General features: G+C 72.3%; 30 protein-coding genes and 1 pseudogene. 19 read left to right on the forward strand and 12 right to left on the reverse strand.

Annotation, left to right across the window (positions count from 1 at the left end):
- Positions 1 to 62 precede the first annotated feature (62 nt).
- The 5 genes from IF19_RS0132655 (at position 63) to IF19_RS0132675 (ending at position 5,429) form a co-directional block, all read left to right on the forward strand.
- The gene (locus IF19_RS0132655) at positions 63 to 872 is read left to right on the forward strand and encodes an SAM-dependent methyltransferase (RefSeq protein ID WP_030119325.1); all 810 of its coding nucleotides are present in this window, start codon (positions 63 to 65) and stop codon (positions 870 to 872) included.
- Positions 873 to 1,192: 320 nt separating this feature from the next.
- A complete protein-coding gene (locus IF19_RS0132660; RefSeq protein ID WP_030119324.1) occupies positions 1,193 to 2,215 on the forward strand; it encodes a winged helix-turn-helix domain-containing protein in 1,023 nt (340 codons plus the stop codon).
- A 235-nt stretch (positions 2,216 to 2,450) separates the two neighbouring features.
- Positions 2,451 to 3,173 (forward strand): C39 family peptidase, encoded by a 723-nt coding sequence (locus tag IF19_RS0132665; protein WP_030119323.1) that lies wholly within the window; start codon positions 2,451 to 2,453, stop codon positions 3,171 to 3,173.
- A gap of 95 nt (positions 3,174 to 3,268) precedes the next feature.
- Positions 3,269 to 4,258, forward strand: coding sequence for an alpha/beta hydrolase (locus IF19_RS0132670; protein WP_030119322.1), 990 nt, complete (start codon positions 3,269 to 3,271; stop codon positions 4,256 to 4,258).
- 37 nt (positions 4,259 to 4,295) lie between these two features.
- Positions 4,296 to 5,429 (forward strand): DUF4185 domain-containing protein, encoded by a 1,134-nt coding sequence (locus IF19_RS0132675; protein ID WP_078581043.1) that lies wholly within the window; start codon positions 4,296 to 4,298, stop codon positions 5,427 to 5,429.
- Between the two features lie 34 nt (positions 5,430 to 5,463).
- Here the strand turns inward: IF19_RS0132675 and IF19_RS0132680 are convergent, their stop codons facing one another.
- Positions 5,464 to 6,144 carry a cysteine hydrolase family protein gene (locus IF19_RS0132680; RefSeq protein ID WP_030119320.1) on the reverse strand — a complete coding sequence of 227 codons (681 nt, stop codon included), beginning with the start codon at positions 6,142 to 6,144 and terminating at the stop codon, positions 5,464 to 5,466.
- Positions 6,145 to 6,384: 240 nt separating this feature from the next.
- Between IF19_RS0132680 and IF19_RS0132685 the strand changes: the two genes are divergently transcribed.
- Positions 6,385 to 6,822 carry a pyridoxamine 5'-phosphate oxidase family protein gene (locus IF19_RS0132685; RefSeq protein WP_030119319.1) on the forward strand — a complete coding sequence of 146 codons (438 nt, stop codon included), beginning with the start codon at positions 6,385 to 6,387 and terminating at the stop codon, positions 6,820 to 6,822.
- A gap of 107 nt (positions 6,823 to 6,929) precedes the next feature.
- Here the strand turns inward: IF19_RS0132685 and IF19_RS0132690 are convergent, their stop codons facing one another.
- Entirely contained in the window at positions 6,930 to 7,844 is a 915-nt protein-coding gene (locus IF19_RS0132690) for a LysR family transcriptional regulator (RefSeq protein WP_030119318.1), read from the reverse strand.
- 73 nt (positions 7,845 to 7,917) lie between these two features.
- Between IF19_RS0132690 and IF19_RS0132695 the strand changes: the two genes are divergently transcribed.
- Positions 7,918 to 9,084, forward strand: a complete 1,167-nt coding sequence (locus IF19_RS0132695) for a DMT family transporter (RefSeq protein ID WP_078625103.1) — start codon at positions 7,918 to 7,920, stop codon at positions 9,082 to 9,084.
- On the opposite strand, the gene IF19_RS0132700 is transcribed toward IF19_RS0132695, so the two are convergent.
- The gene (locus tag IF19_RS0132700; RefSeq protein ID WP_030733108.1) at positions 9,071 to 10,402 is read right to left on the reverse strand and encodes an aminotransferase class I/II-fold pyridoxal phosphate-dependent enzyme; all 1,332 of its coding nucleotides are present in this window, start codon (positions 10,400 to 10,402) and stop codon (positions 9,071 to 9,073) included. The genes IF19_RS0132695 and IF19_RS0132700 overlap by 14 nt on opposite strands.
- Positions 10,403 to 10,437: 35 nt before the next feature.
- Here IF19_RS0132700 and IF19_RS0132705 point away from each other — a divergent pair, with 35 nt between their 5' ends.
- Complete coding sequence (locus IF19_RS0132705; protein WP_030119314.1) at positions 10,438 to 11,169, forward strand: pyridoxamine 5'-phosphate oxidase family protein; 732 nt, start codon at positions 10,438 to 10,440, stop codon at positions 11,167 to 11,169.
- A gap of 186 nt (positions 11,170 to 11,355) precedes the next feature.
- Here the strand turns inward: IF19_RS0132705 and IF19_RS0132710 are convergent, their stop codons facing one another.
- The gene (locus IF19_RS0132710) at positions 11,356 to 12,411 is read right to left on the reverse strand and encodes an EamA family transporter (RefSeq protein WP_050491133.1); all 1,056 of its coding nucleotides are present in this window, start codon (positions 12,409 to 12,411) and stop codon (positions 11,356 to 11,358) included.
- Positions 12,412 to 12,495: 84 nt separating this feature from the next.
- Positions 12,496 to 13,038 (reverse strand): Clp protease N-terminal domain-containing protein, encoded by a 543-nt coding sequence (locus IF19_RS0132715; RefSeq protein WP_030119312.1) that lies wholly within the window; start codon positions 13,036 to 13,038, stop codon positions 12,496 to 12,498.
- Positions 13,039 to 13,294: 256 nt separating this feature from the next.
- On the opposite strand from IF19_RS0132715, the gene IF19_RS0132720 reads away from it, so the two are divergent.
- Together IF19_RS0132720 and IF19_RS0132725 are read left to right on the forward strand one after the other, a co-directional pair.
- Positions 13,295 to 13,501: a hypothetical protein gene (locus IF19_RS0132720; RefSeq protein WP_030119311.1), complete on the forward strand. Its 207-nt coding sequence runs from the start codon at positions 13,295 to 13,297 to the stop codon at positions 13,499 to 13,501.
- 79 nt (positions 13,502 to 13,580) lie between these two features.
- Complete coding sequence (locus IF19_RS0132725) at positions 13,581 to 14,012, forward strand: type II toxin-antitoxin system Rv0910 family toxin (protein ID WP_030119310.1); 432 nt, start codon at positions 13,581 to 13,583, stop codon at positions 14,010 to 14,012.
- Positions 14,013 to 14,108: 96 nt separating this feature from the next.
- Here IF19_RS0132725 and IF19_RS0132730 read toward each other — a convergent pair whose 3' ends face one another.
- The 5 genes and pseudogenes from IF19_RS0132730 to IF19_RS0132745 all read right to left on the reverse strand — a co-directional run bounded on the left by IF19_RS0132730 (position 14,109) and on the right by IF19_RS0132745 (position 16,611).
- On the reverse strand, positions 14,109 to 14,717 hold the full coding sequence (locus IF19_RS0132730; RefSeq protein ID WP_078581036.1) for a PadR family transcriptional regulator: 609 nt from the start codon (positions 14,715 to 14,717) through the stop codon (positions 14,109 to 14,111).
- 398 nt (positions 14,718 to 15,115) lie between these two features.
- The gene (locus IF19_RS0132735) at positions 15,116 to 15,646 is read right to left on the reverse strand and encodes a hypothetical protein (RefSeq protein WP_030119308.1); all 531 of its coding nucleotides are present in this window, start codon (positions 15,644 to 15,646) and stop codon (positions 15,116 to 15,118) included.
- A 172-nt stretch (positions 15,647 to 15,818) separates the two neighbouring features.
- Positions 15,819 to 15,974 (reverse strand): annotated as a pseudogene (locus IF19_RS1000000137290) (IS481 family transposase); the annotation flags it as partial.
- Complete coding sequence (locus IF19_RS0132740; RefSeq protein ID WP_030119307.1) at positions 15,971 to 16,324, reverse strand: DoxX family protein; 354 nt, start codon at positions 16,322 to 16,324, stop codon at positions 15,971 to 15,973. The gene IF19_RS0132740 and the pseudogene IF19_RS1000000137290, both read right to left, overlap by 4 nt.
- Complete coding sequence (locus IF19_RS0132745; protein WP_128647721.1) at positions 16,321 to 16,611, reverse strand: hypothetical protein; 291 nt, start codon at positions 16,609 to 16,611, stop codon at positions 16,321 to 16,323. The genes IF19_RS0132740 and IF19_RS0132745 overlap by 4 nt, the downstream gene beginning before the upstream one ends.
- Positions 16,612 to 16,708: 97 nt before the next feature.
- Here IF19_RS0132745 and IF19_RS0132750 point away from each other — a divergent pair, with 97 nt between their 5' ends.
- From IF19_RS0132750 to IF19_RS0132780, 7 genes are all read left to right on the forward strand, one after another.
- Positions 16,709 to 17,572 carry a sigma-70 family RNA polymerase sigma factor gene (locus IF19_RS0132750; protein ID WP_030277930.1) on the forward strand — a complete coding sequence of 288 codons (864 nt, stop codon included), beginning with the start codon at positions 16,709 to 16,711 and terminating at the stop codon, positions 17,570 to 17,572.
- Between the two features lie 428 nt (positions 17,573 to 18,000).
- Positions 18,001 to 18,723: a hypothetical protein gene (locus IF19_RS0132755; RefSeq protein ID WP_030119303.1), complete on the forward strand. Its 723-nt coding sequence runs from the start codon at positions 18,001 to 18,003 to the stop codon at positions 18,721 to 18,723.
- Positions 18,710 to 19,318, forward strand: coding sequence for a Fic family protein (locus IF19_RS0132760; protein ID WP_030119302.1), 609 nt, complete (start codon positions 18,710 to 18,712; stop codon positions 19,316 to 19,318). Before IF19_RS0132755 ends, IF19_RS0132760 begins: the two co-directional genes overlap by 14 nt.
- Before the next feature lie 336 nt (positions 19,319 to 19,654).
- Complete coding sequence (locus IF19_RS0132765) at positions 19,655 to 19,912, forward strand: hypothetical protein (protein ID WP_050494061.1); 258 nt, start codon at positions 19,655 to 19,657, stop codon at positions 19,910 to 19,912.
- 406 nt (positions 19,913 to 20,318) lie between these two features.
- Positions 20,319 to 20,609, forward strand: a complete 291-nt coding sequence (locus tag IF19_RS0132770; protein WP_030119300.1) for a barstar family protein — start codon at positions 20,319 to 20,321, stop codon at positions 20,607 to 20,609.
- 55 nt (positions 20,610 to 20,664) lie between these two features.
- Entirely contained in the window at positions 20,665 to 21,231 is a 567-nt protein-coding gene (locus tag IF19_RS0132775; protein WP_030119299.1) for a DinB family protein, read from the forward strand.
- Between the two features lie 172 nt (positions 21,232 to 21,403).
- A complete protein-coding gene (locus IF19_RS0132780) occupies positions 21,404 to 22,138 on the forward strand; it encodes a formylglycine-generating enzyme family protein (RefSeq protein WP_050494060.1) in 735 nt (244 codons plus the stop codon).
- 67 nt (positions 22,139 to 22,205) lie between these two features.
- Here the strand turns inward: IF19_RS0132780 and IF19_RS0132785 are convergent, their stop codons facing one another.
- Entirely contained in the window at positions 22,206 to 23,180 is a 975-nt protein-coding gene (locus IF19_RS0132785; protein WP_030119296.1) for a helix-turn-helix transcriptional regulator, read from the reverse strand.
- A gap of 184 nt (positions 23,181 to 23,364) precedes the next feature.
- Here IF19_RS0132785 and IF19_RS0132790 point away from each other — a divergent pair, with 184 nt between their 5' ends.
- Together IF19_RS0132790 and IF19_RS0132795 are read left to right on the forward strand one after the other, a co-directional pair.
- Positions 23,365 to 23,760 (forward strand): RidA family protein, encoded by a 396-nt coding sequence (locus tag IF19_RS0132790; RefSeq protein WP_030119295.1) that lies wholly within the window; start codon positions 23,365 to 23,367, stop codon positions 23,758 to 23,760.
- A 384-nt stretch (positions 23,761 to 24,144) separates the two neighbouring features.
- Positions 24,145 to 25,581 carry an MFS transporter gene (locus tag IF19_RS0132795; RefSeq protein ID WP_078581030.1) on the forward strand — a complete coding sequence of 479 codons (1,437 nt, stop codon included), beginning with the start codon at positions 24,145 to 24,147 and terminating at the stop codon, positions 25,579 to 25,581.
- 86 nt (positions 25,582 to 25,667) lie between these two features.
- Here the strand turns inward: IF19_RS0132795 and IF19_RS0132800 are convergent, their stop codons facing one another.
- Positions 25,668 to 26,228, reverse strand: a complete 561-nt coding sequence (locus IF19_RS0132800; protein WP_030119293.1) for a dihydrofolate reductase family protein — start codon at positions 26,226 to 26,228, stop codon at positions 25,668 to 25,670.
- Between the last annotated feature and the right edge of the window lie 255 nt (positions 26,229 to 26,483).

A 26,483-nucleotide genomic window follows, 5' to 3' on the forward strand; every position in this document is an offset into this window, starting at 1 on the left:
AGGCCGCCCGGGACGCGACGCCCCGGGCGAAAGAGGCTCCGCATGAACACGAGAGGCTCCGCATGAACACGCCGAACGAACGCCAGGGCGGACTCGCCAGCTCACGGGCGCACTCCGCCCGTGTGTACGACTACATCCTGGGCGGGAAGGACCACTACCCCGCCGACGTGGAGGCCGGCGACGCCATGGTCCGGCACTGGCCCGCGCTGCCCGTGCACATGCTGGAGAACCGCCGGTTCATGCACCGCGCCGCCCGCTACCTGGCGGAGGAACAGGGCGTCCGCCAGTTCCTCGACGTCGGGACGGGCCTGCCGACCTCGCCGAATCTGCACGAGATCGTGCAGGAGGTGGCTCCGGAGTCGCATGTCGTCTACGTCGACAACGACCCCATCGTCCTCGCGCACGCCCGGGCCCTGCTGGAGAGTTCACCGGAGGGCGCCACGGCCTATGTGGACGCGAACATGCACGACCCCGAGGCCATTCTGGAGAGCACCGAGTTCCGCGAACTCATCGATCTGGAACGGCCGGTGGGCCTCATGGTGATCGGCATCATGCACTTCATCCTGCCGCCCGACGACCGCCGCCTGGTCCAGCGGCTCCTGGACCCGCTGCCCTCCGGAAGCTATCTGGCGATGACGATCGGCACCGGCGACTTCGCCCCCCAGGAGGTGGGCCGCGTGGCCGAGGAGTACCGCCAGCAGGGCATGCCCATGGCGCTGCGCGACCTGGCCACCGCCACCTCGTTCTTCGACGGGCTGGAGCTGGTGGACCCGGCGGTCACCCAGGTCCACACCTGGCGCCCGGGCCCGGAACAGGACGGCGTCGACGGCAGGGACATCGCCATGTACGGGGCGGTCGCCAGGAAGCCCTGAGACGGCGGGGCCCGGGCTCGCCCGGGGACATCGGATGGGGCGCGCCCGGCCGCGGCGGCCGGTCGCGCCCCGTCGGCGTAAGGGCCCGCAGGGCTCCGGCGTGACGGCGGCACGGCTCCGGCGCCCCATCGGCACCGCATCGGCATGACCTCCCGCACGGCTTCGGCATGAGGGCTCACAGGGCTCCGGTGTGACGGCCCGCACGGCATATCGCGCCGCGCGGCCGGGTAGGGGCCAGTCCTCCGCCGGTGCTCGCGCGGCGGACCCGTCGGCCGCGCGGCCGGGGGCGGCCACCGGCCCCGCCTTCCGATGGAGCGCCCATGCTGCGGATCCACTTCACGCCCGAGGACCTGACCCGGGTGCGGGTGGCTCCGGGGCCGGACGTCCTGTGGGAGATCACCAACAGCGTGCAGACGCTCCAACGCACTGACGGGGAGCGGGTGTTCGGCGCCTGGAGACGACGGGTGCGCCCCCGGCTCCCGGAGAGCCGCCGACTGCTCACGCCGCTGCTGCCGCCCCACGGGTACTCCCCCGACTTCCTCACCCCCGCCTGCGGTGACCGCTCCACGCTCCGGTCCGCCGTCGACACCCTGCTCGGCACCCCGCGCCGGCGCCTGCGGACGGAGTTGGCACGGCTGGCCGGGTCGGCCCGGCTCCCGTCCTGGGTGTCCTCCCTGGCCGACGGTGACACCGATACGCTCGCGCGGCTGGGCGAAGCGCTCCACGCCTACCAGGCGGAGGCCCTCGTACCGCACTGGCAGCACGTCCGCGCGGATCTGGAGGCCGACCGGGCGCTGCGGACCCGGCACCTGATGGACGGCGGCACCGAGGCGCTGCTGACCGGTCTCGGGCCTGACGTGCGCTGGCGGCCGCCCGTGCTGGAGGTCACCTACCCGGTCGACCAGCACCTGCGGCTGGGCGGGCGCGGTCTCCTGCTCCAGCCGTCGTTCTTCTGCTGGCCCGCCCCGACCACACTGGCCGACGGCGATCTGCCGCCGGTCCTGGTCCACCCGATCCACCACACGGCCGACTGGGCGGCCCCTCCGGCCGCGGCGGGGCCCGCGACGGGCCGGGGGCCTCTCGGCCGTCTGCTCGGGCAGACCCGCGCGGACCTGCTGCGGGCCACCCGCGGCGGCTGCTCCACCGTGGAGGCGGCCCGGATGCTCCAGGTGACCCATCCGGCGGTGAGCCAGCACATGAACGTGCTGCGCGCGGCGGGTCTGACCACCACGGTCCGCACCGGCGGACGCGCCTTCCACCTCGCGACCGCCGAGGGACGTGCGTTGCTGGCGGCGGAGGACCACCGCACCGGTCGCGGCCAGGGCGCCGAACCCCGCCCGTAGCTCCGAAGCCGCACCGTTCGCGCCGATCGGCGGCCGGGGGCGTCTCCCGCTCTCGCGCCAGAGGCGTCCGGGCGCCCGGCCCGCCCCCGTAAGCCTGGGCTTACACCGCTTGTGCCCGGCGTCGCCACGCCACCACGCTGATCCCAGTCACCGCACAGCACCGCACCCGGCAGGACGCTTCCCACGGCGTCCCGTGCCGGTGTTCCCGTACGGCCCCGCCCCCACAGGAGCCCTCATGCGCGCGAGACTCGTCCCCGCCGCCGCGGCCATCGCCCTCGGCGCCCTGCTGCTTCCCGGCACCGCTCACGCCTCGCCCTCCCCCGCCCCCGCTGCCGCCGTCCCGGTGGTCGACGTGCGGGCCCACGACTCCGCGGCCGGTACGGCCCTCGTCTCCGGCTACGACGAACCGGGCGCCGAGCTGCGGGTGGACGCCGGGCGGACGAGCGCCGGACGCTGGCTGGAGATCGACTACCAGGTCCAGCAGACCGGTTACTGGTGCGGTCCCGCCGCGACCCGCATCGCGCTCTCCGCCCGCACGGCCGCGCCCACCCAGGGCGAGCTGGCCGCGCAGCTCGGCACCACCGAGGCGGGCACGGACCACATCGGCCAGATCACCCGGGTGCTCAACGCCCGTCTGGGCGGCGGCTGGTACGAGACCAAGGAGATGCCGAACGACCCGCCCACCCAGGCGCAGCGGGACCTCCTGTGGCACGACATCGTGTTCGACGTCGACCGCGGCTACCCGCTGGTCGCCAACATCGTCGCCCCGCCCGGCAACCAGCCGCCCGGCTATCCGCCGGGTCAGACGATCTACCACTACTTCACCGTCTTCGGCTACGACGCGGTCGACCGCACCGTCCTCATCGCGGACCCCGCGTCGTTCAGCGGCAACCAGATCTACTGGCTCTCCTTCGACCAACTGGCCACGCTGATCCCGCCGAAGGGCTACAGCGCCTGAACCCGGCACCATCCGAACGGCATTCACCCGGTCGCGCGGGCGGCCGTCAGCGCCGCCCGCACCCGGCAGACGCATTCCCCGACCTGGAGGTCATGTTGAGCACGCACCGGCCCACCCGCAGAGGCGTCATCAAGGCAGCCGCCGGCATCACCGCCGCGTCGGCGCTCGGCGCGGGAGGCGTCCTGGCGTCGGCGTCCGCCGCCCACGCGGTCGGCGACGGGTTCGGCCTGCGCATCGTGGACCGCGACGAACGCGACCCGCGCATGCGGTACTTCCGGTTCGCGACCGACGCCGTCGGCTGGAACCCCGGCGTCAACGTCCTGCTGCCGGACGGCTACCACACCGGTGGGCGCAGGTACCCGGTGCTGTACCTGTTCCACGGCGGCGGCACCGGCCAGGACTTCATCACGTTCGACCGGATGGGGATCCGCGCCTGGACCGCCGGGAAGCCGCTCATCGTTGTGATGCCGGACGGCGGGGCCGCGGGCTGGTACTCCAACCCGGTCAGCTCCAACGTCGGCCCCCGCAACTGGGAGACCTTCCACATCTCCCAGCTCCTGCCCTGGGTCGACGCCAACTTCCGTACGTACGCCGAGTACAACGGCCGCGCGGTCTCCGGCTTCTCGATGGGCGGGTTCGGCGCGCTGAAGTACGCGGCCAAGTACTACGGGCACTTCGCCTCGGTGAGCTCCCACTCGGGCCCGGCCAGCCTGCGCCGCGACGCGGGACTCGTCACCCACTGGGCCAACCTCTCGTCGGCGGCCGTGGAGTTGGGCGGCGGCACGGTCTACGGCGCGCCGCTGTGGAACGAGGCCCGGGTCAGCGCCGACAACCCCGTTCAGCGTGTGGAGAGTTACCGGAACAAGCGGGTGTTCCTGGTCGCCGGGACGAGCCCCGACCCGGTCAACTGGTTCGACACCGTCAACGAGACCCAGGTCCTGGCCGGGCAGCGGGAGTTCCGCGGCGTCCTCGGGGCGGCCGGCATCCCGCACGAGTGGCACGAGGCGCCCGGCGGCCACTTCGTCCGCCCCGACCTGTTCCGCCGGGACCTGGACGGGATCGTCGCCCGCCTCCGCAAGGCCTGATCCGCGCCCGCCCCCTCCGCCGACCCCGGGAGCCCCCATGCCCGAACAGCACGCGCCGCGACCCGCCCGGCACGACGGGCGGGCCCCCGGCCCGGACGGTCCGAACGCACCGAGCCGCCGTCTGCTGCTGCGCTCCGCCGCGGCCGGGGGCGTCGCCGCGGCGGCTCTGGCGGCCGGTGCTCCCGGGGCGGTCGCCGGGCCCGCCGCGAAGCGCGTCACCGGCGCGAAGGTGCGGGACCTGACCGGCCCGGCGCTGACCGGGCGGTTCGCCGCGCCCTGGACGGATCTCGGCATCCCGGCGCGGTGTCCCGACGGCTCGATGCTGTTCGTGTGCGGCGACACCTTCGACGGGGGTGGTGTCGGCGGGCCGGACTGGCGGTCGCCGGTGGGGCTGCGTTCGTCGAACGCGGCGCCCGGGTCGCTCGTGGTCGACGGCGCGGTAGGGGGTTCACGCGCCGTCGGCCTCGTCCCGGAGGGACACACGGGCGGTACCACCGCCATCCCCTCCGACGTGTTCACGGTGGGACGGACGATGTACATGCACCTGATGCGCGGGGTGATCTACCGGACCCACCACACAGACTTCTGGCGCTCCGACGACAGCGGCCGGACCTGGCGGTATCTGTGCCAGTGGCCGGCCGGGCTGCACGGAGGCCAGTTCCAGCAGAAGACGTACGCGGTCGCGGACGACGGCTACCTGTACGTCCTCTCCACCGCCTTCAACCGGGAAGCGGTCTCCGGACTGCTGCTCCACCGCGTCCGCCAGGACTCCCCCGGCGATCCGGCAGCCTACGAGCCGTGGGGGTACGCGGGCGGGGCCTGGGGCTGGGGCAACCCGCCGACGACCATCACGTCGCCGCGCCGCTGGGGCGAGATCTGCTTCCGGGCCGTCGCCGGCCGGTACGCGCTGACCTGGCTCAACATGAGCCCGCTGGACATCCGTGCGCAGATCTTCGCGTCGCCGACCTCGAACCTGTTCACCACGGCGGAGCAGGCCATGATCGTCCCCACGGTGCCCGGCCGGGAGACCGGGAACGCCGTGGCGAGCCCGTACGGCGGCTTCATCGTTCCGGGCTCCGGGCTCGACGATCTCCACATCGCGGTCAGCCAGTGGTACGACAACCGGAACTACCGGGTGATGCAGTACCGGGTGAACGGCTTGACGTATTGAACACGTCCCGATGGAACGGGTCGGGCCGCTCCCCTCAGCCCGGCCCGGCCACCGGGCTCGTCCCCGGCCGCGCGCCCGGTCGTCTCCAGGCGCGGAGGACGGCGTCCGTCGTGGTGACGGTGGCGACCAGTGCGAGGGTGTTGCGGACCAGGGCGGGGGTGTACTCGGCGGGGACGCCGGCGATGGCGTCGGCCGGGACGACGACCGTGTAGCCGAGGTTGACCGCGTCGAAGACGGCGTTGGGGACGGCGACGTTGGCCGATACTCCGGTGACGACGAGGGTGCGGCAGCCGAGGTTGCGCAGCAGCGGGTCGACACCGGTTCCGGCCAGGGGTGAGAGACCGTGCAGCCGGCGTACGACGAGGTCTTCCTCGGCCACCTCGATCGGGGGCGCGACCCGGACGGCGGTGCTGCCGGTGTGCTGCTGCACGGGAAGGCGGGCGGCGGCGCGGAAGAGCCGGGCGTTGCGGTTGCCGCCCCGCCCGTCGGGCCTGCTCTCGGCGACCGCGTGCATCACCTGCGTACCGGCGCCGTGAGCGGTGGCGACGAGCCGGGCGACGTTGGCCAGCGCCCCCGACGAGCGGGCGACGGCGGCGAGTTCGGGCAGGGCGCTGTCCGTTCCCACGACGCCCTGCTGGCACTCGACGGTCAGGAGGACGGTGGTGGCGGGGTCAAGCAGTGCGGTGAGCTGCTCCGGCACTTCCCTCGACGGCACGGGCGCTCCTCCCTCGGTCCGCCTCCGGAAGGTGCGGACGTTCTCGGACGGCTCGGGGCACGCGAGAGTAGCGGCCATTGCGTCATGAAGGAAGAGCGTCCATGATTCCTGACTGCTGATCAGCTGCCGTCGGAGGGGACGACCATGACCGATATCCCGGGCGCCTCGAACGCCCCGGCCACCCCGCACGCGTCGGACACTCCGAGCCCTTCGGGCACGCAGCGTCGTGGCCGTCGGATCATGATGACCCCCGAGGAGCGGGACGCCTATCTTCGCGAGCAGCGCACCTGCCGGGTCGCCACGATCGGCTCCGACGGCGCTCCGCACATCGGCGCGCTGTGGTTCCTCTGGGACGGCGGCTCCCTCTGGCTGTACTCCATCACCCGCAGCCTGCGCTGGTCGCACCTGCTCAAGGACCCCAGGATCGCGGTGGTGGTCGACGACGGCGAGGGATACGAGGAACTGCGCGGTGTGGAGCTGACGGGCCGGGTGGAGTTCGTCGGCGAGGCGCCGCGCACGGGCGAGCCCTGTCCCGAACTCGCCGGGCCCGAGGGGCTGTTCCCGGTCAAGTACTTCGGCATCACGGAGATGCCGCACGACGGGCGGCACGCCTGGTTGCGGCTCACTCCGGAGAAGATCACTTCCTGGGACTTCCGCAAACTCGCCGACCTCGCCTGACACCGGGCCTCCGACGACACGCGGGACACCCGAAACACCCGGACGCCCGCGTACGCAAGGTGCCCGCGAGGGCACGGGCCGGGGCCACAGGAGACCCCCGGCCCCGCTCACCCCCCGGCAGCCATGACGCCCTCCCCCGCAACCCGCAACGCCTTCACCGCCGCTCGGACCGACGGGCGGCGGTCCGCGTCCGTGCGCCAGACCGCGTGGACGTGCCGCCGCATCGTCCGCCGCACCGGCACCAGCCGCACCCCGTCGGGGACCGGGCCACGCCCCAGCCGGGGAGCCACGCAGACGCCGAACCCGGCGGCGATCAGCGCCAGTTGCGTGTGGTGCTCGCCCGCAAGATGCGCGATGCGCGGCTCGATGCCCCGGGAGCGCAGCGTGAACATCAGCCACTCGTAACAGAATTCGCCCTCGGGCCACGACACCCAGGGGTCGTCCGCGAAGTCCTCCAGCTCCACCTCGTCACGGTCCGCCAGCGGGTGTCCGGCCGGCATGGCGATGTCCGGGGCGTCGTCGACGAGTTCCACCTTGGTCAGCCCGCCGGGCACGGGAAGCCGCTTGTTGCTCCAGTCGAGCACGACGGCCAGGTCGATGTCCCCGCGCAGGACGGCGCGCACCCCTCGTTCCGGTTCCAACTCCTGCGTGTGGACCGTGAGATCGGGGTGGTCGGCGCGCAGCGAGGTGAGCGCGGCGGGGAACAGCCCGCGCGCCGCCGTCGGGAAGGCGCAGATCCGCACCTCACCGACCACCTCGCCCCGCTGGGCCTCGATGTCGGACTGGGCCAGCTCCACCTGCGACAGGATCCGGGCCGCGTGGTCCGCGAGGAGCCGTCCGGCGTCGGTGAGCCGCACGCCGCGGCCGATCTTGGCGAGCAGCTGCTGCCCCACCTCCCGCTCCAGCTTGGCCATCTGCTGGGAGACCGCCGACGTCGTGACATGCAGCCCGTCGGCTGCGCCGGTCACCGAGCCGTGGCGGGCGAGGGCGTCCAGGGTGCGCAGCCGCTCCAGATTCAACATGTAAGCGATGCTACGCGATCCACCGCAGAAAGATTCGCTTGTTCTACGAGGAGGTGTTCGTCAGGCTGAACCCATGAGCGCCCCCCGCGAGCCGGCCGCCACGCCCCCGGCATCACCGCCCTCCCCGCCCGCACCGTCCGCTTCGACCGCCCCGCTCCCGCCTCCGGCCGCGACCGCACGGGCTCCGCTCGCCGACCGGCGGCCGTCCACCCCGCGACCGGCCCTCGACTGGCGTGTCCGGTTCGTGGCGCTCTCCCTCATCTGGGGCTTCAGCTTCCTGCTGATCAAGGTCGGGACCGAGGGGTACGCGCCGTTCCAGGTCACCTTCGGCCGGCTGCTGGCCGGTACGGCGGTCCTGGTCGCCGCCATGGCGATGCGCCGGGAGCGGCTGCCGCGTTCGGCCCGGACCTGGGTGCACCTCACGGTCGCCGCGCTGCTCCTCAACGCGTTGCCGTTCTCCCTGTTCTCGTACGCGGAGCTGACGATCCCCTCGACGCTGGCCGGGATCTGCAACGCGACCTCACCGCTGTGGGGCATGGCTCTCTCGGTGGTCGCCCTCTCGGAGGACCGGCCGACCCGCCGCCGGGTGGCCGGACTCGGCGTCGGCTTCCTCGGCGTCCTCACCGTACTGGGCGCCTGGCAGGGCTTCTCCGGCCTGGACCTGCCGGGGACGGGCATGGCGCTGCTCGCCTCGTTCTGCTACCCGGTCGGCTGGATCTACGTCCGCCGCACCCTGGCCGGGACGGGGTCGTCGACACTGGCGCTGACAGGCAGTCAGCTTCTGCTCGGCACGGCGCAACTGGCGGTGGTGACCCCTCTGTTCACCTCCGCCCCCACGTCCTTCCCCGTTCTGCCGACGCTCTCCGTCCTCGCCCTGGGCGCCCTGGGGACGGGCCTCGCGGTGCTGCTGCAGTACGGCCTGGTCCAGGAGGTCGGTCCGACGACGGCGCAGATGGTCACCTACTTCATCCCGGTGATCGCGACGGCGGCCGGTGTCGCGCTGCTCGGTGAACAGTTGAGCTGGAACACCCCGGTCGGCGCCCTGATCGTGCTCATCGGGGCGGCGCTCACCCAGAGCCGCGCCCGCCCCGCCACCTCGACCGCAACCCCGCCCCCTGCCCCTGCCCCTGCCCCTGCCCCTGCGGAGAACACGCCGACCACGCACACGGCCTCTCCCGGCGACGCGCGCACCGCCCTCCCGGACCCCCCGGAGGCCGCCGCCTGCCTCAGCCGAAGCTGACCGGACGGGCCGGCCCCGCGGCGGCCGCCACCGCGTCCGCCAGCGGCCCGATGTCCGCCGCGCCCAACGGGGAGACGGTGAGCCGCACCGCCGGGGGCGTGTCCAGCCGGAAGCGAGCGCCCGGGGCCACCGCCCAGCCCGCGTGGAGCAGCCGGGCGACGGCCCCGGTCTCGTCGCTGACCGGCACCCATACGTTCATCCCGCTGCGGCCGTACGCCGCGACGCCGCGCTCGGCGAGGGCGTGGACGAGCGCGTCCCTGCGGTCGCCGTAGGAACGGGCCACCGCCCGGGTGTCGACGGCGTCCGAGGTCCACAGGTGGAGCACGGCCCGCTGGAGGAGCCGGCTCACCCAGCCGGGCCCGAGACGCTGCCGCCCCGCCACCCGGTCGACCGTGACGGGGTCCCCGGTGAGCACGGCGACCCGCAGATCGGGGCCGTACGCCTTGGCCGCCGACCGGATGAACGCCCAGTGGGCCGTCACCCCGGCCAGCGGGTGCAGCGGCAGGTCGACGATGGCGTGCCCGTGGTCGTCCTCGATCAGCAGCACGTCGGGATGACGGGCGAGCACCGCGCGCAGGTCGCGGGCGCGGCGCGCGTCCAGCGACGCGCCGGTCGGGTTCTGCGCCCGGTCGGTGACGACGAGGGCCCGCGCCCCGGCCCGCAGCGCCCGCTCCACGTCCGCGACCAGCGGGCCGGAGTCGTCCACCCCGACCGGCACGGGGCGCAGCCCGAGCGCCGGTACAAGGTCGAGCATGCCGCCCCAGCCGGGATCCTCCACCGCCACCGCGTCGCCCGGTCGCAGGTGCGCGGCGAGCACCCGCTCGATCGCGTCGAGGGCGCCGGACGCCACGGCGACCGGGCCGCCGGGCACCCCGTCGGCGTCCATCGCGGACCGGGCGCGGGCGGCGAACTCGGCGACCACCGGGGCCTGCCCGTACAGCCCGCGGCTCTCCGCGTCGGCGGCGGCAGCGGCGGCCAGTGCCGGCCCGAGATCGGGCAGCAGCGCCGGATCGGGATTGCCCTCGCCCAGGTCCCGCACACCGGGCGGCGCCTCGACCCGCAGCGAACCGCGCGACGTACTGGCCGGCGCGGAACGGATCCGGCTCCCCCGGCGGCCCGCCGTCTCGATCACCCCGCGTTCGCGCAGCGTCCGGTAGGCGGCCGCCACCGTATTGGGGTTGACCTCCAGTCGCGTGGCCAACTCCCGCATGGGGGGCAGCACATGACCGGGCGGGAGGTCTCCGCTGCCGACGCCGCGCTCGATGCTGGCGGCAATCTCCGATGCGCGCCGCCCACTGATCCGATACTCTCCTAGCACAAACATCATTATGCACTAGTGCAATGGAGTCCGCAATGCAGAACCGCGTAACGCCCGAAGGCACGGCTTCCGACGGGCCGGAAACGGAGACCGACGTTCCGGGCCCCGGCGTCGCGGCCCCGTACGTTCCCACCGCCCGGACCGTCCCCACCCGCTCCAAGGAACGCGCCTCCTACGACCGCGAGCTGGTCCACTCGATCCTCGACGAGGCGTACCTCTGCCATCTGGGCTTCGTACGCGATGGCGCGCCGGTGGTCCTGCCGACCCTGTTCGGCCGGGTGGGCGAGCGGCTGTACGTCCACGGTTCGACGGGCTCACGGCCGCTGCGCTCGGCGAGGAGCGCGGACCCGGGGCTGCCGGTCTGCCTGACGGTCACCCATGTCGACGCCCTCGTCCTGGCCCGGTCCGCCTTCCACCACTCGATGAACTACCGCTCGGTGGTGGTGCACGGCACGGCCGTGACGGTGACCGACCCCGAGGAGCGGCGGCTCGCCCTGGACGCGATCGTGGACCAGGTGGTGCCGGGCCGCTCCCGCGACTCCCGGCCCGCAGACGCCAAGGAACTCGCGGCGACCGCCGTGATCCGGCTCGATCTCGACGAGGTCTCCGCGAAGGTGCGCACCGGCGGCCCCAACGACGAGCCCGAGGACGCCGGCCTCCCCCACTGGACCGGCATCGTGCCGCTCACCCGCGGCTACGCGGCACCGGTCCCGGCGGACGACCTCGACCCGGCCATCGGCGTACCGGACTATCTGGCGACGCTCTGACCCGCGCACCTGGCGAGCCCTCCGGCGCTGCGCCGCAACGACGGGGCGAGGGGCCCCGGATCGCCGGCGCGGGTCCGCGTCGGGAGTGGCCGCCCGCGTCGGGAGTGGCCGCCCGCGCCGGGCCGGGCGGCGGGCGGCGGGCGGCGGGCGGCGGGCGGCGGCACAGTCAGACGCGTGGCCGGCGCACTAATCCCCGGCCGGTCCGCCGGAGAACCGGACCGGTCCGCCGGACGGCTCGTCCGCCGCGGGCTCCGCCGGCACGCCGGCGCCCGCCCCGGCCGCGACCGGGCCCGTCGGGGGCTTCGGCGCGGACGACTGGGCGATGAACGCGCCGACCAGCACGGTGAAGCCGCCGACGAGCTGCGGCGCGGAGAGGTGCTCGCCGAGGAGGACCCAGGCCAGCCCGGTCGCGATGACCGCCTCCAGGCAGGCGACGACCCCGGCCACCTGGGGCGAGAGGAGCCGGACCGAGACGACCCCGGTGAGGTACGCGAGCACGGTGGCGAGCAGCACGATCCAGCCGAGCAGCAGCCAGGCGGGGACGGCGGCCCCGTTCATGTCCGCGCCGCCGCCGAGCAGGGCCCAGTCCATGCCCCAGGGGCGTGCGACGACGGTGAGGACGACCGCGCCGACGATCAGTCCGTACGCGATGACGCCCACGGGGTGCGGCGGTTCGGCGCGTTCCCCCGTGGTGTCGTGGTCACCCTGGCCGTCGCCGTGGGCGGAGAGGACGAAGTAACCGACCTGGCAGCAGGCCGCGCCGAGGGCCAGCAGCAGTCCGAGGAGATCGAAGCTCAGCCCGGCCCAGACCTCCACCACGCACGCGAGTCCGCCGACCGCCAGCACCACACCGACCGCGGCGGCCCGGGTGACGGGCCGGCGCTGCACGAAGCGGACCCAGCCGAGGACCAGCGCGGGCGCCAGGTACTCGACCAGGAGGGCCACGCCCACCGGGATGCGGGAGATCGAGGCGAAGTAGAAGGCCTGCACCCCGGCCACCGCGAACAGGCCGAACCCGGCGAGGAGGGCGGGCCGTTCCCGTACGAGGTTCCGGTGGCGCCACGCGACCGGCAGCATGACGAGGGCGGCGCCCGCGACCCGCAGCCAGACCACGTGCAACGGGTCGAGCCCCGCCTCGATCAGCGGCTTGGCCGCCACTCCCGACCCGCCGAACGCGAACGCCGAGACCAGGGCGAGCCCCAGCCCGGCGCTTCTGCCCTGAACTCCCGAAGACGCGTGCATCGGCACATCATGGCAGCAGCGAACAGTACCGTCACCCTGGTGACACCTGTCGAGACGGGGCGCGGCGGCGGGCCTCCCGGCAGCTCAGACGGGCCGCGCCCCCTCGGCGGTGATCGCGGCCACCCGCTCCGTCAGCCACGCCGCCTCCACGCCCGCGCCGCCGAGCACCTCCACCGCGCGCGATGCGGCGTCGGAGGCCAGCGCGGCGAGCAGGTCGAGGCCGGTGGCGCGCCCTTCGCCGCGCGAGGCCGCCCGGGACAGCGCGCCCTCCATCGCGGCCAGCGCGGAGGGCGACCAGCCGTCCGCCGCCGGGTCGCCGACCACCGGGACGGCGCCGGAGTCCTCGACCGAGCCCTGCCAGCGGAGCCCGTAGCCGATGCTGCGCTGCACGAGGTAGCCGAGCACCTTGGCCAACCGGGGCCCGCCGTCGAACGCCTCACGCACCTCGGGATCCGTCTCGATCAGCGAGTGCAGGAGGTGGGCGGTGTCGATCTGCCGGTCCCCGTCGCGCAGCGCGCGTCTGCGCGCGGCCGACAGCACCGATGCCAGTTCGTCGGTGAAGCGGGCATCGGGCTCGGCGCGGTGGGGGGCGGCCTGCTCGGGCGGGGGCGGAGTCCGGTGGTGCACCTCTTCATCCGACCAGCCCTCCCGGCGACAGGCATCGCCGGAGCGGCCCATTGGGCATCCCACCGAAGTTGGGGTCGCCGGTGCGATCCGTCATCCTTGCGGATGAGATCGCGCCGCGGGGAGCGACGGCACCGGCCGAGGACGCGCGCCGCCTCGCTTCGCATGCCGCGCCCGGCAACCACAACACCCCGCGCACACGTCCCTCAGGCCACAGCGCGCACGACGACACCACGCAGCGGAGGGAGGAGAGGAAGGGGTGTTCTGGATGGTGGCCCTACTCGCGGAGGACGGGCTGCAGTACGTCTACCGCGTGTACGCCCCCGGCGACGCCCTGCCCGCCGACCTCTTCTGGACGGCCTTCCACTGCCACGACGAGGGCCCGCACCCCCGGGCCTCGGACCGCTTCGACGCCGCGGTGATCTGGCGGAACCGGCAGCCGAAGCAGGAATCCCGGCGGAACTGACGGTTCATCAGTATGGAATGTTCCGGCGCCCTCCGCTACGTTCCGCGACACCGCATCCGGACGAACCAGGGGTGATCGCATGGCCGAAGTCAGCGCCGAGGCACGCATCGAGGCGCCCGCCGAGAAGCTCTGGGCACGCCTGACGGACTTCCCGTCGTACGGGGAGTGGAACGCGACGCACACCAGCTTCCCCGGAGGCGGCCCGGCCGAGCTGAGGACCGGGGCCACCTACGAGGAGAACATGAAGCTCATGGGCTTCCCGGCCGAGGTGGCCTGGACCGTCGGCGAACTGGAGGAGGGCCGCCTGCTGGCGACCCGGGGCAAGGGGCCGATGGGGGTGACCCTGGCCATGCGGTACGCGCTGACGCCGGAGGGCGCCGGCACCACGATGCGCATCGACGGCGAGTTCACGGGCGCGGCGGTCTCCCTGATGGGCGGCAAGCTCAAGGACTCGGCGACGGCCGCGCTCCAGGAGTCGCTGCGCAGGATCGCGGGGCTGGTCGCCCCCTGACCGTGCCCGGCACGACATGCGGACGGCCCCGCGGAGTCCGTTCCGCGGGGCCGTCCGAGCGCCTCCCCCTCGCCTGCGCCGCCTGCCGTCACCGGCTCAGCGCTCGTCGGCGAGGATCAGGTACAACTGCTTGCGCGCGTCGTTGATGACGGTCAGCGCCTTCTGTCGCTGATCGGCCGATCCAGTCTTCCAGACCTGCCCGAACGCCTCCATCAGGCCGAAGCCGGCCTGCCGGATCTCGTTGGCGCTCTCCCAGTCGACACCTCGCCCAGCCTCCTCCCACGGGGCGTCCGGGCCGCTCTCGGCCTCGCCCCGCCCGGATTCGGTGAGGGTGAACAGCTTCTTGCCGCCCTCACTGGCGCTGGTGATCAGCCCCTCGTCCTCCAGCAGTTGGAGCGTCGGGTAGACGGAGCCGGGACTGGGCCGCCAGGCCCCGCCGCTGCGCTCGCCGATCTCCTGGATCATCTCGTAGCCGTGCATCGGGCGGTCCTTCAGCAGAGCCAGGATCGACGCCCGCACGTCACCGCGCCGCGCCCTCCCCCGGCCACCGCCGCCCCGCCCGCGTCCGCCACCGAAGGGCCCGCCGCCGAACGGCGGCCCGAACGGCCCGAACGCGGCCCGACGGCCGTCGCCCTCGCCCCGCCCGAACGCTCCGGCGCCGAAGCGCCCGTATCCCTGCTCATGTCCGTGTCCATGTGAACGCATCTCTACGCCCCTCTCATCGTTGATCTGTCGCGATACGTCAACGATATATCGGAAACAGTCGAACGGCAAGACACGCCGGCCGTCGTCGCCGGTCGACAAGGAGCACCCTCCACCAGTTCGTGTCTTCGGACGCGCGATGCCTCGCTTGCCCGTCCTCAGAGAGCGACGCCCGCCCTTCCCCGCGGCGACAATCCGCGCGCAGACGTCAAGGCCAGCGGTGCCGCAGGGCAGGAGGGCGGCGGTGACGTTGTGGATGGCAAGCACGTCGGGTCGAGGACGGCCAGGGCTCCGTCCAGGAAGGCGAGAAGGCGTCCGGGGGGGGGGTGGTCGATCGGTTCGACGCGGGTCTTCGGGAACTCGTGCGGGTACTCAGCACCGGGGTTGCCGTGGCGCGCGGGCTATTCGTCCCAGTCGCCCTCTGGTTCGGATTCGCGTACGAACCAGAGATCGAGGCTGTACCGCTCAGTCGTAGGGCACTGCCTCCATGCTGCTCCGATCTGTTCCGCGTCCCATTGCTCCTCGGCCCCGCGCTGGATGCATGTGTTGTAGTAGCCGGCCGTGGCTTCTCGTCCGCTCCATGCCGCGTGTCCGTTGTAGACGCCGGGTCGGGGCAGGTCCATCACGCCTGCCGGTCCGAAGGTGAGTTGGTTGACGACGAGTTGGCCCGTTTCTGATTCCAGAGAGACAGGAATCGTGCCCTCAACGTCTTCCGGGGGCCTCCGGGGCGTATCCCAGATCCTGATGGTGACCTGTACGTCGATGTCGGATTGGCTGGTCCGCAGGTAGAGGTGATAGCCGTTCCCGGCGACCACCTGAGTCCTGGACTGCCGCAACGACTCGTCGTCCCCGAGGAAGGCATCCGAGTCGTACACCTCCACGAGCCTGTAGCCCGGCCGGGCGTTGGTGCTGTACTCGGTGATGAGGGGCACAAGAACTCCGTCGTCGCTCAGGAAATGACCTTCACGTGGTTGCGTCTTTGTCGAGGACGCGGTTCAAGGTGAACATGTTGCTGCGGCTCGCTGCCCACCACTTCGGTTCCAGCGAGCGTGAAATTCCCGAGCCTTGGATCGTGCGGCCGCTCGTGCTTGGTCCGAGCCACGTCCGCGGGCGCGCCGCCCACCGCCGTCGAGGATGCGTCGAGGCACACGCCCGCGAGATCCCCGTCTCTGCGGCGACGTGCGCGATCGGGCGGGTCGTGCACCGCTCGATCAGGCGTCGGCGGCCTTCGACTGACAGGGGCGCGCCGGCGTGAGTCATATCTTGCTCGCGAAGAACGCGGTGCTCGCAGCCGCGAGCGCCAGGAACACACCAGGGAACGCGATGTTGTGGAACACCCGAGCACGGATGTGGGCGATGACTGCTCCGATGAAGAAGGCGACGAGTCCGACTCCGGCCGCCAGGCCAAGCGGATGCGCCCCGAGCAGGCCGATGACAAGACCTGCGCCTCCTGCGAGCTTGAGCGTCGCGACGTACGGCAGCATCGCTGAGGGGAGCCGCACTTCAGCTGAGTTGGCCAGCACGAACGGAGCTCGGCCGTAGTCCGCGATGGCGATGCCCAGGTTGGCTGCGATGCACGCGACCGTGGCGATCACAAGGATGAGGTTCACGACTTGTACGCCCCCGCGATCGTGAACGGCTCAGGCGTGGGCGCGATGAGGCCACCGGCTGCCCGGCTGATCGCGTCTCGTAGCCGCGGTGCTTCGGGCAGCGTAAGGAGCGGGTTCGTTGTCGGGTCGGTGAGTTCGAGCGCGGAGACGAAGCCGGTTCCCGAACCGCTCGCGTATGCCGTAGAGGTCGGGCCGGTCGTCGACGCTGCGTCGAGGTCCGCGAAGACACCGGTCAGGCGGTCACGCAGCTCTGCGGCGGGGTCCACGGCGGCGTTGAAGCGCACCATCTGTAGGCTCATCGTGCTGTCATCTCCTCGGGATGCGAACGGGCATGGTTCTGAACCGACCGTCCCGACGTTCGCCAGATCGAGAAGGTGACACCCGATGCCCATCACGGTCGGAGAATTCGAGTCCGCCAGGCCACAACTGCTGTCGGTCGCCTACCGCATGCTCGGCTCGTCACACGATGCGCAGGACGCAGTCCAGACAGCGTGGCTGCGGACCACGACCACGCGATCCGACGCCGAGATCGAAAACCCTGCCGCGTGGCTGCGGACAGTGACCGCCCGCGTGTGCCTCGATGAACTGCGGATGCGACGCCGCCGTAACGAAGCGCCTCTGCTGGCGGCAGCCGTTCCCGCCGAACAGCTCACGGCGGACGAGGCCCTCCTGCGGAAAGAGGGCATCTCCCGTGCGCTGATGGTCTTGCTGAACCAGCTGACGCCGCCGCAACGGGTGGCGTATGTCCTGCACGACCTGTTCTCGGTGCCGTTCGATCACATCGCGAATGTGCTCGGCGGAACCGTGCCGGCGGCGAAGAAGCACGCCAGCCGGGCCCGGCAGCGCATCGCGGGCGCCCAGCCGGTCGAGCACGTGGATCGCGGTGCCCACCTGATCGTCGAAGCGTTTCTGGCAGCAGCTGAGACAGGAGACACGCGCGCAATGATCCAGGTGCTTGCTCCGGACAGTGTCCGTGACGCCGACGCAGCGCTGCTGCCGCGTGGTGCCCGCACCCACGTCGTTGGGTCGACCGCGATCGCGACCGAGACAAGACTCTTCCGCGACCGGATTCGAGCCGCGTGTCCTATCACGGTCGACGCGCGAAGCATGTACCTCATCGCGCCCGGCGGACACCCACTCGCGACCCTCGAATTCGTCACCACCGGCAAGGAGATCACCAGAATCAAGCTGCGCCCAGCAGAACGAGATCACGTGTACACAGCCCCGGTCGCGTCGACAACCTCCTGACCCGCGACAACCAGACGTCCCGTGGGCGGTCCAGGGCGTCAGAGCCGGGCGGCCCGAGTTCGCCGTGTTCTGCGCCGCGCTTGATGGCTTTCGTGATGGACCGGGATGGGCCTTTCAGCGCGTTGTCGCCGTACTTCGCCCGGAGGGCCGGGCCGCCGGCGAAGCCGTCGCCCTCCATGACGGCCTCCAGGAGCCAGGCGGTACGGGCGTTGGTGTCGCGCAGCAGCTCTCGGGCGTGTTCTGTCCGACGTGGGTGCACTGACGGATGAGGAGCGCAGCAGCGGCATGACGGACAAGCCGACGCGGTCCGAAAATCGTTGGCGGTTCCAGGGGCATCGCGCCGAGACTGATCGGTCGATCACATCGGACAGAAAGAGTGGCCAGCCCTGACGTACAACCGTGACACTCTGCCCTTCCCCGCCAACCGCGTGCCCCCCATCACCTACGAGGACATTCGGGACTGGGAAGCGGTCGACCCCGCCCGCCACTCGTTCGCCTGGGACGAGGACGAGGAGAAGCACCTCCGCTCGCTGGTCCGCGAGTGGGTACCACCTGTGCTCTCCACCATGGCCGGCTGGTGGGAGGGAGAACATTGGTGCGCGAGCCAGGTGGACGCGATCATCCGGGAGCGATACGGCACCTGGGCCTGGGGATGGAACTGGTACCACTGCAGCGGTGGGCCCATCGGCAGCTGGACCGGCGGGCCGAGCTCGGTGACGACCCCCGACGAGACCGCGGCACGTGTCGTGGCCGCGCTGCTGGAGTGGCGGGAGTGGCTGGAGCGAACCGCCCAGCGCTTCACCGAACTGGCGCCGCCGCCGGACGCCTCACCCGAGGATCGCAGCTGGCACCTGGAACGGGCCTGCGTCCGGCTCGTGACCCACACCATGGACTCGGGCGCGGACAATGCCTGGCAGGGCCAGACCTCGATGGTGCTGGGCTGGTTTCTCACCAGCACCGGCATGGACCGGGCCGAAGCCGCGCAAGCGGTGGAGCGTGCGATCGGCGGCCGGTTCAAGAGCTGGGTCGCCCCGAAACAGACGCTGATCGAGTCGGTCGGCGAGAATCTCGCCGTCGGCCTCACCGGCCACGCCCCGTACCGGGACCACCGCGAGTGGGAGGCGCTGGAGAAGCTCCATGACCGCTACTGACAGCCTCTCGGTCTGGCTGCGCGTGCGCCGCGAGGTCGACTGGCGGCATTCACCGGCCCTGCAACGGGGCCTGGCCGGCCGCGACGGGTTCCGGTCCTGGTGCGAGGGACCGGTGCGCCGGCGCGACCCGATGCGCGCTGAGCGTCTCCTTGCCGCGTACGCCCTGGCCCGGGAGGACGCCGCAGGCCAGACCCTGCTGGACTTCGCCCTGCTGGCCCGTTGGCAACGCGAAGTCCTTGCTGCGACAAGGGCACCGTTCCGTGTGAGCGACGCCTGGGCGAAGGCCGGCCGCGAGCGCTACGGTCTGACGCCTCACACGCGGGCCAGCTTCGATTCCTGTCTGAACGAGACGACCGACCCGGACGTCCCGCTGGCGGCCCGCGCGGCCCGCGCCTACCTCGATGTGGCGTTCTTCCACCCCTTCGCCGATGGCAACGCCCGCGCCGCCCTGTTGATCTTGGTCTATGTCCTGGCCCGGGAGGACATCGTCCTTCCTGAGGTCGACCCCCTCCAGACCACCCGCTACGCGGATGACCCTGCCGGTGCCGCCGACCTTGCCACTCTCATCGGGGTGCTCAACCGCCGCCGACGCTGAAGCGTTCGGGAGAGGGCGCCGACTTTCCGCCGGACTTCAACAAACCACCGGTTCCTGAAGATCGCCGGGCGGACCGCTGGAAGCATCCCAGGACCTTCAAGAACTCCTTCAAGAAGCCTGGCGGTCCGACAACACCCATCGCTCCCGGGCGAACGCCTGGATTACGTCGGGTAGCCTCACACGCCGAAACCCCGACGCAAGGCCGATGCTGACCGGGATCACAGCTCGGCCCAGGCTGCCCGGGTAGTCGCGGCTGGATCAACAGGGGGCCTCGTGGAGCACAGCTCTGACGGAGAGAACGGCGACGGCTCGGCATCTTCCCGGTACACCCGGGACATGCGGGCCGAACGCCGCTCAGTGCGCGATGCCCTGCGGTCGGATCTCCCCGCCGCCCATGTGGGCTTGGGCGTGACCGTCGTCGCTCTCATCGTGGTGGCCAGTTTCTCGGGCCCTCGATGGACCTTGATCATTACTGGTGTTTTCGCGGGCTGGTTCATTCTTGCGGCGACAGTGATTCGCATCGGCAGCAGCCGCGGCTGGGACGCCATCCGACGGGCCTACATCGCAACGTTCGGCTGGGGCAACTGGATCTGAACATGCACGCGGACGGCCCCCTTGCCGACAACGCACCACGAACGACGATCCCAGTGAGCCCCGATCGGCGTACGAGCGTCCCATTGGCGGAAAAGGCCAGGTCAAAGAAGGTGAGGGCAGCCTCTTCGAACACGCTGAGAGGTGCCCCCCCCCGTCCACCTGTACGCCGAATGGTGAACCTGCGGTGCCCAACCAGCGTTGATCCTCCATCATGGGCCATCGATCAACGCTCACTGTCACAGGTCAGCCGCCGTCCCGTCCCACCGGAGTTCGACGCATCCCCGTGAGGGTTGATCGATGGCGGTTTGCCTCAGCGGAGTTCGACTTCCAGGGTTCGCGGCGGGGACGCCGAAAGGATGTCGGGGGTTTCGTGGAGTCGCTCGGCTGGTCGAAGGGGTGGAGGACCATGCGCATCGTCATGGACGGGACACGCATCGGAAGCCAGGCGGACCTGCACCGGTCCCTTGCCGGGCCTTTGGACTTCGGTCCGTACTACGGGCACAACCTGAACGCCCTGTGGGACCGCCTGGCCAGGGATGTGGAGCGTCCGGTCGAGATCGTCTGGGAGAACGCCGAAGCCAGTCGTGGCCGCATGGGCGACGAGGCGTTCGAGGCAATCGCATCCGTACTGGTCCGAGCCGCCGAGGAAGACGAGTCGAACGCGCCGGACGAGAGACTGACCGTGCGTTTCACCTGACGCGCGGTCCAGCGGGGGCCGGTCGGACTTCGCCGCGGTTCTGTAGGGTGCGGCGATGACGAGAAGCGAGCGGCTCGCGGACCAGTTGGACTGGTACTGGCACAAGAACCTGCGGCCCCGGCTGGACGGCCTCACCGACGAGGAGTACTTCTGGGAGCCGGTCGACGGCTGCTGGAGCGTCCGCCCGGGTGGATCGACGGCCGCACCGGCAGCGGAGGGCTCGGGGACATGGTCGATGGACTCCGCGTCCCCCGCCCCGGAGCCGGCGCCGGTGACGACGATCGCGTGGCGGCTGGGACACATCATCGTCTCGTGCCTGGGCTACCGGGTCTGCTGGTACTTCGAGGGCCAGGAGGTCGACTCCCGGACATTCGCCTACGCGGGAACCGCTGACGAGGCGCTGGACCAGCTCGACGAGATGTACGGGAGATGGAACGCGGGGGTCCGCAAGCTCGCGGACGCCGACCTGGACCTTCCGCCCGCGGTGGGCCCCGAGCGGTTCCCCCTGGAGAACAGGGTCCTGCACGTCAACAGGGAACTGATCCATCACGGTGCCGAGATATCCCTGTTGCGCGACCTCTACCGCCGGCAGGTCGGACCGGTACCGCATCGAACCCCTTGACCGACGACCGGGTTCGCCGAGTGAACGAGTCGCGGGCGGGCTTCCAGCGGAGGGAGTCCACTGTCCATCGCGTCACCCTGCCCTGACACATGGGACGGTCGCCTCTGCCGAGGCGGAACCGCGGCGGAATCACGGGCGGCCGTCGGCGGGCATCCCCTACGCTCTCCTGATCATGGACACCATGACGGGGAACGAGATGATCGCCATCCCGGCGGGGCAGGTGACGCTGGCGGACCGCCGGACCCGGCGGAGTTGGACGGTCGAGCTCGCGCCCTACCGGCTCGCCGCGACCCCGGTCACCCAGGCGCTGTACGCACGGGTCGCCGGGCGGCGGCCGAGTACCGGCCGCGGGGATCGGCTGCCCGTCGAGGGCGTCTCCTGGTGGGACGCGGTCCGCTTCTGCAACGCCCTGTCCGAGCAGACCGGTCTCACGCCCGCGTACCGCATCCGCGCCGAGTCCGACGCGATCGACTGGGACACCTCGGCCGACGGCTACCGGCTGCCGACCGAGGCCGAGTGGGAATACGCCTGCCGCGCCGGTACGAGCGGACCACGCTACGGAGAGCTCGACGAGATCGGCTGGTACCGGGGCAACTCGGCCGAGCGCATGCACGAGGTGGGCGGCAAGCGCCCCAACGCGTGGGGGCTCCACGACATGCTCGGCAACGTCTGGGACTGGTGCTGGGACGTCTACGACGCCGAGGTCTACGGTGCCTACCGGGTGCTCCGGGGCGGTGGCTGGTTCGACGAGCACTGGAGCTGCCGGGCCTCCGCGCGACGCCGCAGCCACCCGTCTTTCCAGGTCGACGACGTGGGCTTCCGCCTGGCGCGTTCACCGGCGCCGCAGGACACCCGGACAGCCGCCGCCCATGGCACGGGCGGGGCCGGACGAAGCAGCGGGGTGTGAGCGCGCGGCGGGCAACAGGCTGCCCCCGCACGGGTGTCGGCGATGGAGCGCGCGGCCGGAACGGCCCTCAGGCCGAGTCCGCGTAACGGGCCGCGATCCCGGCGGCGCGGTCGTGCAGGGCCCGCCGCAGGGACGGCGGCGACAAGGCTTCCGCGTCCGGGCCGAGGTGCCACAGCGCCCATTCGGCGTGCCGGGCGTCCTGGAAGGTGACCTCCAGCCGCGACCAGCCGTCCGCGTCGGGGGCTTCCGCGCGGACGGCCAGCACGGTGCCCAGCAACTCCTCCCGCCGTCCCGGGTGCACCCGCACCCGTACGGAGAGGTGGTCGCCGCCGGAGAGGAACCGCGCCGAACGCTCCCGCCAGATCCGGTCCAGATCGACCCGGTCGGGCCGCTGCGCGGCTTCGGGCAGTTCCTCGGCGGCCCGCACGCGCGACAGCCGGTAGGTGCGGTCCTCTCCGGACCGGGTGGCCAGCAGATACCCCCGCTCCCGTACGGTGACCAGGCCGATCGGGTCCACCGTGCGCCACTGCGGCGCCCGGTCCGCGGCCGCGTAGTGGATACGGAGTCGGCGCCCGGCGAGTACGGCGCGACGGACCGCGATCATCGTCGCGCCGTCCACCTCCTCGACGGCCGCGCGGCGGGCGAGGAGATCGGTATCCGGATCGACGAGAAGGCGCTGAGCCGCGTCGCCGGCGGTCGCCCGGTGGCTCTCGGGGAGTGCGTCGACCACCTTCCGTATCGCCGAGGCGAGCGCGGAGCCGAGGCCGAACGCCTGCTCCCCGCGCCCCGATCCGGCGGCCAGCAGAGCGAGGGCCTCATCGTGGTTCATCCCGGTGAGTTCGGTACGGAAGCCGGGGAGCAGCGCGAACCCGCCGTGACGGCCGCGTTCGGAGTGGACCGGGACACCGGCCGCCGACAGCGCCTCGATGTCGCGCAGCACGGTACGCGGGGAGACCTCCAGCTCACGGGCCAGGGTGTCGGCGGTCAGCCGGCCGCGCTGACGCAGCAGCAGGACGAGCGAGACCAGCCGATCGGCGCGCATACGAGAACCGTAGCGAAATACCTGACCAAGGGTGTCATGAATGGTTGGCAGGCTCCCTCGCACGACACCGCACGCCGCCGCACCACCCCGCACGGCGCCGAGGCCGGCCGACGGCTGCCCCGGCGGCGCGTGGACGTGCGTGGGCGGGCACCCGTGAAACGAAGCGAACGGAGCCGAAGTGGCAGTGGAACGAACGGCCGTCAACCCGGTGACCTGGTCGGTGAACCTGGGCTTCAACCAGGGCGAGCTCGTGTCCGGACAGACCCGGACCCTGTACATCGCGGGGCAGACCGCGACGGACGACGAGGGCAAGCCGCGGCACGAGGGCGACATGGCGGCCCAGTTGGCGCTCAGCATCGACAATCTGGAGGCCGTGCTGAGCGAGGCCGGCATGTCGCTCGCGAACCTCGTCCGGCTGGGCGTCTGCACGACCGACGTCGACCTCCTCCTCCGGCACTACGGTTCGCTGGCCGGGCGGTTGGGCGCGGCCGGGGTGGCGCCGGCCAGCACCGTGCTCGGGGTGACGCGGCTGGCGTTGCCGAGCCTGTTGGTCGAGTTGGAGGGCACGGCCGTCGCGTGACGCGTTCTTGACGCCCGTACGGCTCGATCGGGCTCCTCGATCCGCCCCGGCCGTACGGGCGTCGGGCGCGCCGCGTGCCGTCTCGCAGCCCGTCGCCCTCATAACCGCTTTCGTTCCCGCGGGCCGCACGTTAGCGTTCCGCCGAAGCCTTTTCGGATGCCCTGCGACCCTTGCGGCCCCTGCAACCCTTGCGGCCCCTGCGAAGTGGAGAGACATGCCCGGTCGTTCGAGCACGCGCTGACGTCGTGGGCCGGTTCGGCCCGGTCATCGCGTGCTGCCCTCGATCTCGATGTCGCGGCACAGCGAGCCCTTCCCCTCCGGTGCCCCGGTACGCTTCCGCGCGCCGGGGCAGCGGTTCGCGTTCGGCGACTCCCGAGGTTCCCCGTGCATTCCGCTTCCCCCACGCCTCCCTCCCGCGATCTCTCCGCTTCCTCGTCCGGCGGGCCGTCCGCCTCCGGTAGTCCCGGCTCCGGTCGCACCGCGCCGCCGAGCCTGTGGCGGGACCCCGACTTCCGCCGTCTCTGGGCCGGGCAGACGGCGTCCCAGCTGGGCGAGCACACGACGCTCGTCGCCCTGCCGCTCCTCGCCGTCCTGGCGTTCGACGCGAGCGCGGGCCGGTTGGGCCTGTTCCTCGCCGTGGCCCAGGCCCCCGTCCTGCTGCTCTCGCTCCCGGCGGGCGCGTGGGTGGACCGGTGGCGGGCCCGCACGGTGATGGTGTTCACCGACGCGGCCCGGGCCGTGGTCCTCGGCCTGGCGGCCGTGGCCGGACTGCTCGGGGCGCTCGGCCTGCCCGCCCTGTTCGTGGTCGCGTTCACCGTCGGGGCGCTGTCCGTCCTCTTCGACGTGGCGTACCAGGCGTCCCTCGTGCGGATGGTGCGGCACGATCAGCTCGTCCAGGGCAACAGCGCACTGGAGGGCAGCCGGTCCGCCGCGCAGATCGGCGCGCCCGCGCTCGGCGGGGCGCTGGTGTCGACGCTTCCGGCGCCGGCCGCCGTGGCCTTCGGCGCGCTGTTCTTCGCGGTGTCGTTCGCGTCCCTGCGCCGGATCCGCCGGACGGAAGCCGTGACCGGGCGCGGCCCCGCGCTGCCGGAGCGGGAGGCAGCGCCCTTCGAGGACGGGTCCGCGCTTCCCGAGCGCGCTGCGACGGCGCACCCGCCCCGCCCCACCGGCTTCCGCCACCGCGTCGGCGAGGGCCTCCGCTTCGTCGCCGCGAACCCCTGGCTCCGTGCCGTCTGCGTGGCCTCGGCCGCCTTCCAGCTCTCTTTCGCCGCCACGATGACCGTCTATCTGCTCTTCCTCCCCCGTGAGCTGCAACTGACGGGTGCCGCCATCGGTCTCGCTCTCGCCGCGACCGGTCCGGGCGCGCTCCTGGGCTCGGTGCTGGCCGCGCGGCTGCCGCGCCGGCTCGGCCACGGCCCGGTGCTTGTGGCGGCCGCCGCGCTCGGCAACGGGGCGCTGCTGGGCGTTCCGGCCCTGCACGGTTCCTCGACCGGGACCCTTGCCGCGCTTCTCGGCGCCAATGTCGTGTTCGGGACCTTCAGCCAGTTGGTGAACGTCACGGTCATGTCGGTGCGGCAGGCCGTCACCCCGGACGGGATGCAGGGCCGCGCGGCGGCGACGATCACCTTCGTCGGGATGGGGTGCACCCCGCTCGGTTCACTCCTCGGCGGCCTCCTCGCCGAGGAGTGGGGACTGCGCGGCGGTCTCCTGGCGGCGGCCGCGGGCATGATGCTGTCCCCCGTCGTGATGGCCGTGTCCCCGCTGGCCCGCCTGGGGCGCACGCTTCCGGCCCCGTCGGACGGAGGCCCTCCGGCCACGTGACACGCGGCCGGGGCTCGTACGCCGGATCGGCCCGCACCGCGCGGGCCCGGGCCGGGCCGCCGTACGCCGTAGCGCGCCGTGCCGTGTCAGGCCGGGGCGTACCGCTGCAGGGTGATCCCGCTGCGGAACGCCCTCGACTCCAGCAGCCGCAGCCGGGGGACCTCGTACCCCTCGGGGAAGAGCCCCCGGCCCCGGCCCTGGACGGTGGGATAGACGAAGAGGCGGTACTCGTCGACCAGCCCCGCCGCGATCACGGTGTGGGCCAGGGTGATGCTGCCGGTCAGAACGATGTCCTGGCCCTCCTCGGCCTTGAGGCGCCGGATCGCTTCGACGGGATCGCCGGTCAGCACCGTCGAGTTCTGCCATCCGGGATCGGTGAGGGTGCTGGAGACGACGTACTTGGCCACGCGGTCGAGGTAGGCGGTGATGCCCGTGGGGTCCTCGGTCTGCACCGGCCAGTAGCCGCGGAAGTCCTCGAACGTCTGCCGCCCCAGGAGCAGCGCGTCGGCCCGGTCGTCCTGCCGGTGGCTCTCCTCCAGGACGTCGCTCATGTCCACGGCCGCCTGGCCTTGAGGGTCGAACCAGTCCGTGATCATCTCGATCGAGCCGTCGACGGTGATGTTCTGGGTGATCGCCAGGGTGCGCATGACGTTCCTCTCTCTCCTCGGTGCCGGAACCGTACGCCTGATGACGCGGTGGACGTACGTCTTCCTCCTGGTGACTCCTCCGGCCCCGAAGACTCATCGGTGAGGGGCGCGCCCGGCGGACGCCCGGGCATCCGGGCATCCGGACGCGCCGACGCCCGGGCATTCGGGCACCCGGACACACGGCCATCCCGACACCCGGACGGGGCCCGTACACCCGGGCACGTAGGCATCCCGGCACCCGGACGGGGCCAGACA

Source organism: Streptomyces californicus (assembly GCF_000717645.1).
GTDB classification, from domain to species: Bacteria; Actinomycetota; Actinomycetes; order Streptomycetales; family Streptomycetaceae; genus Streptomyces; species Streptomyces californicus.